The organism is Streptomyces sichuanensis (assembly GCF_020328095.1).
GTDB lineage: Bacteria > Actinomycetota > Actinomycetes > Streptomycetales > Streptomycetaceae > Streptomyces > Streptomyces cinnamoneus.
Map to the genome: position 1 here is coordinate 12,864 of NZ_JAIXMK010000009.1, position 13,983 is coordinate 26,846.

The window sequence follows — 13,983 nt, forward strand, 5'->3', positions numbered from 1 at the left end:
GGCAGACCCCCGGCCAGGAACAGCGAGTACCACCTTGTCCGTACGCGAGCTCGTCGTCCTCGGCACCGCCAGCCAGGTGCCCACCCGGCACCGCAACCACAACGGCTACGTCCTGCGCTGGGACGGCGAGGGCATCCTCTTCGATCCCGGCGAGGGCACGCAGCGCCAGATGCTGCGCGCCGGCGTGGCCGCCCACGACCTCAACCGGATCTGCATCACCCACTTCCACGGTGACCACTCCCTGGGCCTGGCCGGCGTCATCCAGCGCATCAACCTCGACCGGGTGCCCCACCCGGTCACGGCGCACTTCCCCGCCAGCGGCCGCCGCTTCTTCGAGCGGCTGCGCTACGCCACCGCCTACCGCGAGACGGTCAAGCTGGTGGAGGAGCCGGTGGCCGGCACCGGCGCGGTGATGGCCGACAGCCGGGCGTTCCGGCTGGAGGCGCGCAGGCTCTCGCACCCCGTGGAGTCCTACGGCTACCGCCTGGTCGAGCCCGACGGCCGCCGGATGCTGCCGGAGCTGCTGGCGGAGCACGGCATCGGCGGGCCGGACGTCGGCCGGCTGCAGCGCGAGGGCGAGGTCCGCGGCGTCACCCTCGACGAGGTCAGCGAGGTCCGGCGCGGACAGCGCTTCGCGTTCGTCATGGACACCCGGCTGTGCGACGGCGTCCACGCCCTGGCCGAGGGCTGCGACATGCTCGTCATCGAGTCGACCTTCACCGACGAGGACGAGTCCCTCGCCACCGAGCACGGCCACCTGACGGCCGGCCAGGCGGCCCGTGTGGCGGCGCGCGCGGGCGTGCGCCACCTGGTCCTCACGCACTTCTCGCAGCGCTACGACGACCCGTCCGTCTTCGAGCGGCAGGCCCGGGCGGCGGGCTTCGACGGGGAGCTCACCGTCGCCCGGGACCTGATGCGCGTGCCGGTGCCGAAGCGCCGGTGAGCTACGGCAGGTAGTACATCGGGTTCGGCAGCTTGTAGGTGCGGTCGGCGTAGCCGCCCTGCAGGTCGCTGTACTGGTCGCCGAAGTTGGCGACGATGTCGAAGCCCTTGGACTCGATGTACTTGCGGGTGCCCGACTTGTACTCGACCGTGGTGCACTTCGCGCCGCACGCCAGGTAGGCGGGCGGGGTCTGCTTGTTCTTCAGGAAGAAGTGCGCGGTGTCGGCGACGGGCTTGTAGCCGACGTTCTTGAGGTTGCGGGCGCTCCACTCGCGCTGGTGCTCGCCGCGGCCGGTCACGTAGAAGACCTCGATGCCCTTGGACTGCGCCCAGTTGACCAGCTGCGGCATGCCGAAGACGGCGGCCATGTCGGTCGACTTCAGGTACGCGTCCTGCGACTCGGGCGTGAAGTGGAAGCCCTGCTGCAGCTCGTAGTTGTAGGTCAGCAGGGTGGTGTCGTCGAGGTCGACCACGATGGCGGGCTTGGCGCCCTTCTTGCCCCTGGCCTGGTCCTTGGCCTGGTTCTTGACGACCTTCTCCAGGTGCGCCTTGGCCTTCTTCTCGATGTCGGCGACCTGCTTGGCGTAGTTGCTGTCCGCCGAGGCGTAGTGCTGGCCGGACGCGTCGACGGTGTCGCCGTAGAACGCCTTGATCTTGTCCTGCACCTGGGTGAGGTTCGGGATCTCCTTGTCCGTGCGGGGCACCGCACGGTCGGCGCTGGCGGCGCCCGCGGTGTAGAGGCCGGCGCCGGCGGCGAGGGCGGCGGTGACGGCGGCGATGCGGACGCGCTTGGACTTCAGCGACGGGGACGACGGCACGTGATGACTCCTGAGTAACAACGACGGTCTCCGTGAAGCTAAGCGCTTGACCTGAGCTGGTCAAGGCCCAGCTCAGGAGCGGCTCTACGCGCGGAGAAGATCGCGACGCGGGGCCCCGGGGCGTACCGTGGGAGCAGACCGAAGACACGAAGGGTGGGGCCTCACAGATGGCGCAGGAAGTACGCGGAGTCATCGCACCGGGCAAGAACGAGCCGGTCCGCATCGAGACGATCCTCGTGCCGGACCCGGGGCCCGGCGAGGCCGTGGTGAAGATCCAGGCGTGCGGCGTCTGCCACACCGACCTGCACTACAAGCAGGGCGGCATCAACGACGACTTCCCCTTCCTCCTCGGTCACGAGGCGGCGGGCGTCGTCGAGGCCGTCGGCGAGGGCGTGAGCGAGGTGGCCCCCGGCGACTTCGTCGTCCTGAACTGGCGGGCCGTCTGCGGCCAGTGCCGGGCCTGTCTGCGGGGCCGGCCGCACTACTGCTTCAACACGCACAACGCCAAGCAGAAGATGACGCTCAAGGACGGCACGGAGCTCTCGCCCGCGCTCGGCATCGGCGCGTTCGCCGAGAAGACGCTGGTCGCGGCCGGGCAGTGCACCAAGGTCGACCCCGCCGTCTCCCCGGCGGTGGCCGGGCTCCTCGGCTGCGGCGTCATGGCCGGCATCGGAGCCGCCATCAACACCGGCAACGTCGGCCGCGGTGACTCCGTCGCCGTCATCGGCTGCGGCGGCGTCGGCGACGCGGCCATCGCCGGCTCCCGCCTGGCGGGCGCGGCGCGGATCATCGCTGTCGACATCGACGACCGCAAGCTGGAGACGGCACGCGGCATGGGCGCCACCCACACCGTCAACTCGCGGACGACCGACCCGGTCGAGGCGATCCGCGAACTGACCGGCGGCTTCGGCGCGGACGTCGTCATCGACGCGGTCGGCCGGCCCGAGACGTACGAGCAGGCGTTCTACGCGCGCGACCTGGCGGGGACGGTCGTCCTGGTCGGCGTGCCGACGCCGGACATGAAGATCGAGCTGCCGCTGCTGGACGTGTTCGGACGGGGCGGCGCCCTCAAGTCCTCCTGGTACGGCGACTGTCTGCCCTCGCGCGACTTCCCGATGCTGATCGACCTGCACCAGCAGGGGCGGCTGGACCTCGGGGCGTTCGTGACCGAGACGATCGGGCTGGGGGACGTGGAGAAGGCGTTCGAGCGGATGCACGCCGGGGACGTGCTCCGGTCGGTGGTGGTCTTCTAGCCCCGACGCCGTACGGGCCGGAAATCCGGCCCGTACGGCGGCACCCCGCCGTGGCCGGGCCCCTCAGGCCCGCCACCGGAACCGGCCGTGCGGCCGGCGCCCGCTCCTGTCCGTGGCGGCCAGCAAGAGGCCCCCCAGGATCGAGGCGTTGCTGAAGAACGCCACCCGGTGCTGCATCCGTTTGCCCGGGTCCTGCTCCGTCCAGTACGCGTGGCCCGCCACCGTCGTCGGGACGAGGCTGGCCGCCAGGGCCAGGGCGCAGGTGCGGGGGAAGACCCCGAGGGCCAGCAGCGAGCCGGCGCCCACGTGCACGGCGCCGTTGATGCGCACCAGCGCCCGGGCGTCCCGCGGCAGGCCCGGGATCCGTTCGGCGAGGGCGAGCGCCACGGGGGCCGCCATGGCGGCGACCGCCTCCGGGTGCGCGACCGTCCGCAGGCCGCTGCTCACGAACACCGAGGCGAGCAGCGGGCGGGCGACACTTCGGACGACTCTGACGACGGGCACCCCGGATGCGTTCCCGGACCGTGCGGGGAGGAATCCCCGCACGGGGGACATTCACTCCCTGGGATCGTCCTCCGCCCGGACCGGCTCGACCAGCACCGTGACGATGCGGTTGCGCCGTCCGGCGGCGGCCTCGGCCGTCAGCCGCAGGGCGGTGAGCTCGCTGCTCTTGGCGTGCTCGGTCAGCGCGGCGAGCTCGACGTCCGCGGTGGCGCCGGCGATCGGGACGCGGCCCAGGGACTTGGCCAGCAGGCCGCCCACGGTCTCCACGTCCTCGTCGTCGAACTCCTCCAGGCCGTAGAGCCGGCCCAGGTCGCCGAGGTCGAGGCGGGCGGTGACGCGGAAGCGGCCCTCGCCGAGCTCCTCGACGGGCGGCAGCTCGCGGTCGTACTCGTCGGTGATCTCACCGACGATCTCTTCGAGGATGTCCTCGATGGTGACGATGCCGGCTGTGCCGCCGTACTCGTCGATGACGACCGCGCAGTGGTTGCGCTGCTGCTGCATCTCGCGCAGCAGGTCGCCCGCGTTCTTGGTGTCGGGAACGAAGACGGCGGGCCGCATGGCGGTGGAGACCAGCTCCGACTCGGCGTCGCGGCTGATGTGCGTCTTGCGGACGAGGTCCTTGAGGTAGACGACGCCGACCACGTCGTCCTCGTTCTCGCCGGTCACCGGGATGCGGGAGAAACCGGAGCGCAGGGCGAGGGTGAGCGCCTGCCGGATGGTCTTGCCGCGCTCTATGACGATCAGGTCGGTGCGCGGCACCATCACCTCGCGGACGAGGGTGTCGCCGAGCTCGAAGACGGAGTGCACCATGCGGCGCTCCTCGTCCTCGATGAGCGACTCCTTCTCCGCGAGGTCGACCATGGCCCGCAGCTCCGCCTCCGAGGCGAAGGGCCCCATGCGGAAGCCCTTGCCCGGGGTGAGGGCGTTGCCCAGGAGGATCAGCAGCCGGGGCACCGGGCCCAGGACGCGGGCCAGCGGCAGCAGCACGTAGGCGGCCGCGGTGGCGGTGCCGATCGGGTGCTGGCGGCCGATGGTGCGCGGGGAGACGCCGACGGCCACGTAGGAGACGAGGACCATCACCCCGATGGCGACGGTCAGCGCCTCCCAGGTGGCGTCGAAGGACTCCAGGCACACATAGGTGACGAAGACGCCCGCCGCCATCTCGCAGGCGACGCGGACGAGCAGCGCCAGGTTGAGGTAGCGGGTGGGGTCGGAGGCGACGGCCGTGAGCCGGGCGCTGCCGCGCCGCCCCGCCCGGGCGGCCTCCTCGGCCCGGAACCTGCTGGTCCGGGCGAGGCCGGCCTCGGCGCAGGCGGCGAGCCAGGCGACGACGAGCAGCAGGACCGCGGCGGCGATCAGCTGGCCGGTCACGTGAACGTCGGGGCCGGGGAGGGCCCCTCGATGCCGCGCTCCGCGCGCCAGCCGTCGATGATCGCCGCCTGGAGGCCGAACATCTCGGCCTTCTCGTCGGGCTCCTCGTGGTCGTAGCCGAGGAGGTGCAGGACGCCGTGGACGGTCAGGAGCTGCAGCTCCTCGTCCATGGAGTGCCCGGTCGGCGCCTCCTCGCCCTGCTTCCTGGCGACCTCCGGGCACAGGACGATGTCACCGAGGAGGCCCTGCGGGGGCTCGTCGTCGTCCTTGGCCGGCGGACGCAGCTCGTCCATGGGGAAGGACATCACGTCGGTGGGGCCGGGGAGGTCCATCCACTGGATGTGCAGCTGCTCCATGGCTTCGGCGTCGACGACGATGACCGAGAGCTCGGAGAGCGGGTGGATGCGCATCCGGGTGAGGGCGTAGCGGGCGACGTCGAGGATCGCCTGCTCGTCGACCTCCGTGCCGGATTCGTTGTTGACGTCGATTGCCATCGTGGTTGCGCTTTACTTTCCGTTGCGGCTGTCGTACTGCTCGTACGCGTCGACAATACGTCCCACGAGCTTGTGCCGGACCACGTCGTTGCTGGTGAGCAGGGAGAAGTGGACGTCCTCGACGCCGTCGAGGATCTCCCGCACCTGGCGCAGGCCGCTCTTGGTGCCGCCGGGCAGGTCGATCTGGGTGATGTCACCCGTGATCACGATCTTGGAGTCGAAGCCGAGCCGGGTCAGGAACATCTTCATCTGCTCGGGGCTGGTGTTCTGCGCCTCGTCGAGGATGATGAACGCGTCATTGAGCGTGCGGCCGCGCATGTACGCCAGCGGAGCGACCTCGATCGTCCCGGCGGCCATCAGGCGCGGGATGGAGTCGGGGTCGAGCATGTCGTGCAGGGCGTCGTAGAGGGGGCGCAGGTACGGGTCGATCTTCTCGTAGAGCGTGCCGGGCAGGAAGCCGAGCCGCTCGCCCGCCTCGACGGCCGGCCGGGTCAGGATGATGCGGTTGACCTGCTTGGACTGCAGGGCCTGCACGGCCTTGGCCATGGCCAGGTAGGTCTTGCCGGTGCCCGCGGGGCCGATGCCGAAGACGACGGTGTGCTTGTCGATCGCGTCGACGTACCGCTTCTGGTTGAGCGTCTTGGGGCGGATGGTGCGGCCGCGGCTGGAGAGAATGTTCTGGGTGAGGACCTCGGCGGGCGTCTCCGCGCCCTTCTCCTCGTCCCTCAGCATGGCGATCGAGCGTTCCACCGCGTCCTCCGTCATCGGCGCACCCGTGCGGAGCACCAGCATCATCTCGTCGAACAGCCGCTGGACGAGGCGGACTTCCCGCTCGTCGCCCGTCGCGGTGACTTCGTTGCCCCGTACGTGGATGTCCGCGGACGGGAAGGCGTTCTCGATCACGCGCAGGAGGGCGTCCCCGGAGCCCAGGACCGTGACCATCGGGTGCTTGGCCGGGACGGTGAAGCGGGCGGTCGCCTGCGGTCGTGTGGGTGTCTGCGTCATGGGCCGGCACTAGGGCCTGCTCATCCCCTCTTTTCCTGCTTCCTCGGGCGGACAACCTTGGAATACCAAGGGTACGACGGTGCACCGACGAGCCCGAAGGCATTTACGGCCGGCGGAACCCGAGGGTGGGCAGGGCGCGGCGCAGGGGCCAGGGCCGGGTGGCGGCGGGCAGCAGGCCGTCGAGGAAGGCGTAGCGGCGCACGGTGGCCGCGGACTGGTCGTTGAAGGACCGCACGTGCTGCCACCAGGCGGCGATCTCCACCCAGCCGGGCGCCGAGAGCGAGCCCCCGAATTCCTGCACGGACAGGGCCGAGGTCAGGCCGGCGAAGGCGAGCCGGTCGGCCAGCGGCCACTCGGCGAGGGTGCCGGTGACGAAGCCGGCGACGAAGACGTCCCCGGCGCCGGTGGGGTCCAGGGCCTCGACGACGATCGCGGGGACCTCGGCGCTCTCCCCGGTGCGGCCGTCCACGGCGTAGGCGCCGCGCTCGCCCATCGTCACCACGGCCAGCGGCACCTTGTCGGCCAGGGCGCGGGCCGCGGCGCGGGGGCAGTCGGTGCGGGTGTAGCGCATGGCCTCCTCGGCGTTCGGCAGGAACGCCTCGCAGTGCTCCAGGTCGGCCAGGTCGGCCGGGTCCCAGCGGCCGGTCTCGTCCCAGCCGACGTCGGCGAAGACCCGGCTGCCGCGGGCGGCGGCGCGGCCGATCCACTCCTCCTGCCGGCCCGGCACGAGCAGGGCCACGCAGGCCCGGGCCGGCGGCGGGCACTCGGGGGCGGGCTCCTCGGGCGGCGGCGCCTCGTGCCCGTGGGAGACCATGGTCCGTTCGCCCTCGTACGCCATGGAGACGGTGACCGGGGAGTGCCAGCCGGGCACGGTCCGCGACAGGCTCAGGTCGATGCCCTCGCCGCGCGAGAGCGACTCCCAGCAGTACTCGCCGTACATGTCGTCGCCGAACGCGGCGGCCAGCGACGTGCGCAGGCCCAGCCGCGCCAGGGCGGTGGCCATGTTGGCGATGCCGCCCGGGCTGGAGCCCATGCCGCGGGCCCAGGACTCGGTGCCGCGCACGGGAGCCGAGTCCAGGCCGGTGAAGATGATGTCGAGGAAGACCGGCCCGGTGAGGTAGACGTCGGTCGCCGGATCGCTCTCGGACCGCACCTCGGCGAGGGGGTCGAGGACCGGCGCCGCGCCCTCGAACCGGTCGTCCCGGACGCACGCGTCCCGGACCTGCTCGCCCTGGCCGCCTGCCTGCGCTGTCGTGCGTGACGAAGGGACCGACATGCTCGCTCGTAGCTCCTCTCAGGGATGCCCGGGTGCGGGTCCGGCCAGTCTGCCCGATCCTGCGGTACGTTCCGGACCATGAGGCTGACGATTCTCGGCGGTGGCGGCTTCCGTGTGCCTCTGGTGCACCGGGCCCTGTTGGACGACGCCCGGCGCGACGCGCCGGGCCGCTGCACGGAACTCGTGCTGTACGACACCGATTCCAAGCGCATGAGAGTGATCGCGTCCGTGCTGGCCGCCCAGGCGGCCGGTGTGCCGGGCGCCCCGGCCGTACGGATCGCCGACGGCCTGGACGACGCCTTGCGGGGCACCGACTTCGTCTTCTCCGCGATCCGCGTGGGCGGCACCGCGGGGCGGGTCCTGGACGAGCGGATCCCCCTCAGCGAGGGGGTGTTGGGCCAGGAGACCGTCGGCGCCGGCGGCGTGCTGTACGGGCTGCGCACGGTCCTGGTGGCGAGGGGGATCGCCGAGCGGGTCGCGGCGCTCGCCCCCGACGCGTGGGTCATCAACTTCACCAACCCCGCAGGGATGGTGACGGAGGCGATGTCCGCCGTGCTGGGCGAGCGCGTGGTCGGCATCTGCGACTCGCCGGTGGGGATGGTGCGGCGCGCCGCACAGGCGCTGCACCTCGACCCGGAACAGGTGACCTACGACTACGTGGGTCTCAATCACCTCGGGTGGCTGCGCTCCCTGACATCCGACGGCGAGGAGATGCTGCCGCGCCTGCTGGCGGACGACGAGGCGCTGAAGAAGCTGGAGGAGGGCAAGCTCTTCGGCGGGGAGTGGCTGCGGGCGCTGGGCGCCCTGCCCAACGAGTACCTGCACTACTACTACTTCCGCCGCGAGACGCTGCGCTCGGTGCAGGAGGCGGCGGAGACCCGCGGCGAGTTCCTCGACCAGCAGCAGAGCGACTTCTTCGCCGAGGCGGCGGCCGCCCCGCACCGCTCGTACGAGCTGTGGGAGCGCACCCGGCTCCAGCGCGAGGAGACCTACGGCGCCGCGAGCCGGGCGGCCAGCGGCGGCTGGCAGCGCGACTCCTGCGACCTGGACGGCGGGGGCTACGAGCGGGTGGCGCTGGCCTTCATGCGCGGCGTGGCCGAGAACGAGGGCGCGCGGCTGATCCTCGACGTCCGCAACGGCACGACCGTGCCGGCGCTCGACCCGGACGCGATCATCGAGACGGTGTGCGTCGTGGACGCCGACGGCGCACGCCCCCTGCCGTGCGCCCCCCTGCGGGAGGACCAGCTGGGCCTGATGCTGCAGCTCAAGGCGGTGGAGCGGGCAACGATCCAGGCCGCCGTCCACGAGGACCGAGCCGCAGCCCTCCGCGCCCTGGCCCTCCACCCGCTGGTCGACTCCCCGGCCGTAGCGGCCCGCATCCTGGCGAGGGCCCGGGGCTGAACGTCCCGCCCCTTCCCGAACCAGGGGCAAGCCCCCGGACCCCCGGCCGCGCTGCGCGCGGTGTCCTCAAACGCCGGACGGGCTGATTTTCAGCCCGTCCGGGGAACGTCACCGCCCGGCAGCCGCACGGCGCCGCAGGCCCAGCGCCGCCAGCCCGGCCACCGCCGCCACGATCGCGGCGTCCACCCCCAGCCCCAGCCTGACGCCACCCAACGTGGCCTCGGCGAACGACGAGCCCCCGTCCCGCAGCACAGCCACCCGCGCCGACACCACCGCACTGAGCAGCGGAATGCCCACCGTCATGCCCACCTGCTGCGAGCTGGTCACCAGCCCCGTGGCCAGGCCCTGCTCCCCGTCCGGCAGCCCCGACGTCGCCGTCACCCCGTACGCCACGATCGCCCACAGGTGCCCCACGCACCCCAGCGAGGCCGCCACCAGGGCCAGCCAGGCACCCGAGACCGAATCCGTGCCCACACCCAGCAGCGCCGCCGTGAAGACGGCCTGCACCAGCAGACCCCCGATCAGCGTGCGGCGCGCACCGAAGCGGGCGATGACCTTGGGGGCCGTCACCCCGCCGAGCGCCGCGAACAGGCCCTGCACACCGAAGACCAGGCCGGTCAGGGCGGCGGACAGCTCCAGCACCTCCTGCAGGTACAGCGTCAGCAGGAAGATGACCGTGCTCATCATCGCGAACGTCATCATCCCGGCCAGGTTCCCCCAGGCCACCGTCCGCCGCCGCAGCATCGGCAGGGACACCAGCGGCTCGGCCGCCCGGGACTCGACGACGGCGAACGCGACGAGCAGGACCACGCCGCCCACCAGCGTCACGACGACGTCCGTGCGGCCGAACCCCCGCTGGGCCGCCGTCGACAGCGCGTAGATCAGCGCCAGCAGGCCACCGGTCACGGTCAGCGCACCCGGCACGTCCAGCCGCGGCCGGTCCGCACGCCGGGACTCCGTCAGCAGGCCGGGTGCCGCCAGCAGGACGCCGCCGCCCGCCACCGCGAGCAGCCCCATCGTCGAGCGCCAGCCCAGCGTGTCCGTCATGACGCCGCCCAGCACCATGCCGATGGTGAAGCCCAGGGACATCAGCGTGCCGCTGATGCCCAGCGCCCGCTCGCGCTGCGGGCCCTCGGTGAAGGTCGTGGTGAGCAGCGACATGCCGGTCGGCACGATCATGGCCGCGCCCAGGCCCTGCAGCGCACGCCCGGCGAGGAGGGACGCCGGGTCCCAGGCCAGCGTGGCCAGCACGGAGGCCGCCGTGAACAGCGCCAGCCCGGACAGGAAGAGCCTGCGCCGCCCGTAGAGGTCGGCGAGCCGGCCGAAGAACAGCAGGAAGCCGCCCGACGGCAGGGCGAACGCCGTGACCGCCCACTGCAGGTCGGCCTGGCCCATGCCGAGGTCCTCACCGAGGGCGGGCAGGGCGACGTTGAGGATGGAGAAGTCGAGCGCGACCATGAACTGCGCCGCGCACAGCACCATCAGGATCAGCTTCGAACGGGTGGACATGCGGGAGCCGGCCGGGGCGGCCGCCGCCGGGGGCACGGCCCGGGCCGCGGAGGTGCGGGAAGGGGATTCGATCGCCATGCGAACACCCTCGGCCGCCCGGAAGACCCGTGGGGAGTACGTGTTTATGGTGGTGGTCGCACCACCAGCCGGGGCCGCCGGCGAAGGGCCGGCCGAGCGAGGGGGAGAGTTGACGGTTGCACAGCGGGAAGGCGGCGCCAGGCCGCGCCGCCGCGAGGAGCTGCGCGAGTTCCTGATGAGCCGTCGGGCACGGGTGTCCCCGGCCGAGGCCGGCCTTCCGGACGGCGGGGGCCGCCGCCGCACGCCGGGGCTGCGCCGCGAGGAGGTCGCGGTCCTCGCCGGGGTGGGTGCGAGCTGGTACCAGTGGCTGGAGCAGGGGCGCGACATCACCGTCTCGGGGCAGGTCCTGGACGCCGTCGCCCGGGTGCTGCGGCTGGACGGCCCCGAGCGCCGCCACCTCTACGTCCTGGCCGGCCTCAACCCCCCGCTCCCGGAGTCCTCGCACGACCCCGCGTACCTGTGCGACGCCATGCAGCGGCTCATCGACGGCTGGCTGCCCTCCCCGGCGCACATCATGGACCCGTACTGGAACCTGGTCGCCTACAACGAGGCGGCCGCCCACGTCCTGGGCTTCCGCCCGGAGACCCGGCAGAACTGCCTGATCGACTTCTTCGCCGATCCCCTCTACCGCTCGCGCGCGGCGAACTGGGAGCAGAACGCCGGGCACGTCGTCGCCACCTACCGCGCCGCCTGCTCGGAGCACCCGGACGACGAGGGCTTCAAGGAGGTCGTGGCGGAGCTGTCCGCGGTGAGCCCGGAGTTCGTGGAGCTGTGGGGGCGCGGCGACGTGGAGCCCGGCGGTTTGATGGTCAAGGAGTTCCAGCACCCGCTCGTCGGCACCCTGTACCTGGAGAGCACCCAGCTGCGCGTGCCGGCCCGCCCGGACCTGACGATCGTGCTGCACAACCCCGTGCCGGACACGGGCACGGCCGCGAAGGTGCAGTGGCTCGGCTCGCCCGAGGGCCGGCGGGGCAGCATGTACTCCCTCGGCGGCCTGCTGGAACGGGCCTCGGGCTGACGACCGCTGGCCGAGGGCCGCGGCCCGGGGCAGGGGGAGCATGACGGCTGCGTGACGGCCGCATGAAGGCCGCCCGGGTGCCTGCCGGGCGGCGGAGGGCGGCACCTATGCTCCCGGGTATGACGGAGACCCTGGACCCCGAGGACCGCAAGCTCATCACGCTTGCCCGCGCCGCTCGCGCCCGCAACGCCGTCCCGGAGGGCGCCGCCGTCCGGGACGAGACGGGCCGTACGTACGTCGCCGGGACCGTCGCGCTCGACTCGCTGCGGCTGAGCGCGCTGCAGACGGCCGTGGCGATGGCCGTGGCCAGCGGCGCGAAGTCCCTGGAGGCGGCGGCGCTGGTCTCCGAGGCGGCCGCCGTGCCCGCCGGGGACCGTGCGGCCGTACGGGACCTCGGCGGCCCGGACACCCCGGTGCTGCTCGCCGGGCCGGACGGGACCGTGCGCGGCACGGTCGCCGCGGGCTGAGCGGGCCCCTTCCTTGGCACGGAACGGGACCGGGCCCGGCTTCACCTGGTTCATGCTGGTCATCGCGGGCGGTCTCACGGTCACCCTCGTCGTCGACCACTGGGTCGTCGGCGAGGACTTCGACTGGGGGAAGGCCGCCCTGCTGTGCATCCTGTGGCCCGAGGCGCTGGCCGGCCTGTTGCGTCGGCGGGGGCGCCGGCGCGCCGCCGCCCGCGTCGACGCGGCCGGGCGCTGGAGTCCGTTCCCGGCGACCGCCGTCCTGTGGACCGGCCTCCTCCTCGGCTGGTCGCGCGGCGAGGGCACGGACTGGTGGGTTTTCGCGGGTGCCCTGCTGCTGCCCGCCGCCGGGATCCTGAAGCTCGCCGCCTCACTGGCCGGGCGCCGCACCCGGCGGGCCTGACCGGCGCCGCCCCCGCGGGCCGGGCCGCCGCTGGTCGGCGGCGGCCGGACGATCGGGGAGAATGTGAGGCATGGACAACGCCTCCTCTCCCTCCCAGGCCCCCCACCGCGCGGGCTTCGCGTGCTTCGTCGGCCGCCCCAACGCGGGCAAGTCGACCCTGACCAACGCACTGGTGGGGACGAAGGTCGCGATCACCTCGAACCGTCCGCAGACCACCCGGCACACCGTGCGCGGCATCGTGCACCGCCCGGACGCCCAGCTCGTCCTGGTCGACACCCCCGGTCTGCACAAGCCGCGCACCCTGCTCGGCGAGCGGCTCAACGACGTCGTGCGCACCACGTGGGCCGAGGTCGACGTGATCGGCTTCTGCCTGCCGGCCGACCAGAAGCTCGGTCCGGGTGACCGCTTCATCGCGGGCGAGCTGGCCGGCATCAAGAAGACGCCCAAGATCGCCATCGTCACCAAGACGGACCTGGTGGACTCCAAGACGCTGGCCGAGCAGCTGATCGCCATCCAGCAGCTGGGCGACGAGCTGGGCATCCAGTGGGCGCAGATCGTGCCGGTCTCCGCGGTGGGCGACAAGCAGGTGTCGCTGCTGGCGGACCTGATCGCGCCGCTGCTGCCGGAGAGCCCGCCGCTCTACCCCGAGGGCGACCTCACCGACGAGCCCGAGCAGGTCATGGTCGCCGAGCTCATCCGCGAGGCGGCCCTGGAGGGCGTCCGCGACGAGCTGCCGCACTCGATCGCGGTGGTGGTCGAGGAGATGCTGCCGCGCGAGGACCGGCCCAAGGACAAGCCGCTGCTGGACATCCACGCCAACGTCTACATCGAGCGCCCCAGCCAGAAGGGCATCATCATCGGCCCCAAGGGCGCTCGTCTGAAGGAGGTCGGCATGAAGTCCCGCAAGCACATCGAGGCGCTGCTGGGCACGCCGGTCTACCTGGACCTGCACGTGAAGGTCGCCAAGGACTGGCAGCGCGACCCCAAGCAGCTGCGGAAGCTGGGCTTCTAGGCGAGCCGAGGCCGCCGGCCGGAGGCCGGCGCGGCCGTCCGAAGCCCGTGAGGCCCCCCCGGGCCGAGCGGTGCGAGGGCGGCAGGGAGGAGAGGTCCCCAAGCAGCTGCGGAAGCTGGGCTTCTAGGCGAAGCCGGGCTTCTGGCCCCGGGCCCCGGGTCTCACGCCCCTTCCTTCAGCACCGTGCGGATCAGTTCGCGCTGGTCGTCGGTGAGGTGCGGGTCCGCCAGGTGGACCGAGCGGCCGTCCACGTTGATCTCGTAGTGGAAGGCGTCCGGCACCCCCCGGGTGGGGCTCTCCCGGCCCGGCGCCAGGGCGCGGTGGGCCAGGGCCTCCAGGTGCGTGGCGTCGGGCCGGCCGCAGGTGTCCAGCTCGGCCCGGCGCTCGATGCCTGCAAAACCGCCGGTTCGGGTGATGACGATACGCATACGTCAC

At 72.6% G+C, this 13,983-nt stretch carries 15 protein-coding genes; 7 read left to right on the forward strand and 8 right to left on the reverse strand.

Annotation, left to right across the window (positions count from 1 at the left end):
- Nucleotides 1-34 precede the first annotated feature (34 nt).
- Nucleotides 35-943, forward strand: coding sequence for a ribonuclease Z (locus LE181_RS04935; protein WP_225659849.1), 909 nt, complete (start codon nt 35-37; stop codon nt 941-943).
- A 1-nt stretch (nt 944) separates the two neighbouring features.
- Here LE181_RS04935 and LE181_RS04940 read toward each other — a convergent pair whose 3' ends face one another.
- Nucleotides 945-1,760: an HAD family acid phosphatase gene (locus tag LE181_RS04940; protein ID WP_225659850.1), complete on the reverse strand. Its 816-nt coding sequence runs from the start codon at nt 1,758-1,760 to the stop codon at nt 945-947.
- Between the two features lie 167 nt (nt 1,761-1,927).
- On the opposite strand from LE181_RS04940, the gene LE181_RS04945 reads away from it, so the two are divergent.
- Entirely contained in the window at nt 1,928-3,013 is a 1,086-nt protein-coding gene (locus LE181_RS04945) for an S-(hydroxymethyl)mycothiol dehydrogenase (protein ID WP_225659852.1), read from the forward strand.
- 63 nt (nt 3,014-3,076) lie between these two features.
- On the opposite strand, the gene LE181_RS04950 is transcribed toward LE181_RS04945, so the two are convergent.
- The 5 genes from LE181_RS04950 to LE181_RS04970 all read right to left on the reverse strand — a co-directional run bounded on the left by LE181_RS04950 (nt 3,077) and on the right by LE181_RS04970 (nt 7,663).
- Nucleotides 3,077-3,517: a DoxX family membrane protein gene (locus LE181_RS04950; RefSeq protein ID WP_225659853.1), complete on the reverse strand. Its 441-nt coding sequence runs from the start codon at nt 3,515-3,517 to the stop codon at nt 3,077-3,079.
- 51 nt (nt 3,518-3,568) lie between these two features.
- Nucleotides 3,569-4,888, reverse strand: coding sequence for a hemolysin family protein (locus LE181_RS04955; protein ID WP_225659854.1), 1,320 nt, complete (start codon nt 4,886-4,888; stop codon nt 3,569-3,571).
- Entirely contained in the window at nt 4,885-5,382 is a 498-nt protein-coding gene (gene ybeY, locus LE181_RS04960) for an rRNA maturation RNase YbeY (RefSeq protein ID WP_225659855.1), read from the reverse strand. The genes LE181_RS04955 and ybeY overlap by 4 nt, the downstream gene beginning before the upstream one ends.
- Before the next feature lie 12 nt (nt 5,383-5,394).
- Nucleotides 5,395-6,387, reverse strand: coding sequence for a PhoH family protein (locus tag LE181_RS04965; protein WP_225659856.1), 993 nt, complete (start codon nt 6,385-6,387; stop codon nt 5,395-5,397).
- 103 nt (nt 6,388-6,490) lie between these two features.
- The gene (locus tag LE181_RS04970; protein ID WP_225659857.1) at nt 6,491-7,663 is read right to left on the reverse strand and encodes a carbohydrate kinase family protein; all 1,173 of its coding nucleotides are present in this window, start codon (nt 7,661-7,663) and stop codon (nt 6,491-6,493) included.
- 78 nt (nt 7,664-7,741) lie between these two features.
- Between LE181_RS04970 and LE181_RS04975 the strand changes: the two genes are divergently transcribed.
- Nucleotides 7,742-9,064 carry a family 4 glycosyl hydrolase gene (locus tag LE181_RS04975; RefSeq protein ID WP_225659858.1) on the forward strand — a complete coding sequence of 441 codons (1,323 nt, stop codon included), beginning with the start codon at nt 7,742-7,744 and terminating at the stop codon, nt 9,062-9,064.
- A gap of 108 nt (nt 9,065-9,172) precedes the next feature.
- Here the strand turns inward: LE181_RS04975 and LE181_RS04980 are convergent, their stop codons facing one another.
- A complete protein-coding gene (locus tag LE181_RS04980; RefSeq protein WP_225659859.1) occupies nt 9,173-10,651 on the reverse strand; it encodes an MFS transporter in 1,479 nt (492 codons plus the stop codon).
- A 175-nt stretch (nt 10,652-10,826) separates the two neighbouring features.
- Between LE181_RS04980 and LE181_RS04985 the strand changes: the two genes are divergently transcribed.
- The 4 genes from LE181_RS04985 to era all read left to right on the forward strand — a co-directional run bounded on the left by LE181_RS04985 (nt 10,827) and on the right by era (nt 13,548).
- On the forward strand, nt 10,827-11,669 hold the full coding sequence (locus LE181_RS04985) for a helix-turn-helix transcriptional regulator (RefSeq protein WP_225659967.1): 843 nt from the start codon (nt 10,827-10,829) through the stop codon (nt 11,667-11,669).
- 119 nt (nt 11,670-11,788) lie between these two features.
- The gene (locus LE181_RS04990) at nt 11,789-12,136 is read left to right on the forward strand and encodes a cytidine deaminase-like protein (RefSeq protein ID WP_225659860.1); all 348 of its coding nucleotides are present in this window, start codon (nt 11,789-11,791) and stop codon (nt 12,134-12,136) included.
- A gap of 13 nt (nt 12,137-12,149) precedes the next feature.
- On the forward strand, nt 12,150-12,536 hold the full coding sequence (locus tag LE181_RS04995; protein ID WP_225659861.1) for a hypothetical protein: 387 nt from the start codon (nt 12,150-12,152) through the stop codon (nt 12,534-12,536).
- Between the two features lie 70 nt (nt 12,537-12,606).
- The gene (gene era, locus LE181_RS05000; RefSeq protein ID WP_225659862.1) at nt 12,607-13,548 is read left to right on the forward strand and encodes a GTPase Era; all 942 of its coding nucleotides are present in this window, start codon (nt 12,607-12,609) and stop codon (nt 13,546-13,548) included.
- 161 nt (nt 13,549-13,709) lie between these two features.
- On the opposite strand, the gene LE181_RS05005 is transcribed toward era, so the two are convergent.
- Entirely contained in the window at nt 13,710-13,976 is a 267-nt protein-coding gene (locus LE181_RS05005; protein ID WP_225659863.1) for a protealysin inhibitor emfourin, read from the reverse strand.
- Between the last annotated feature and the right edge of the window lie 7 nt (nt 13,977-13,983).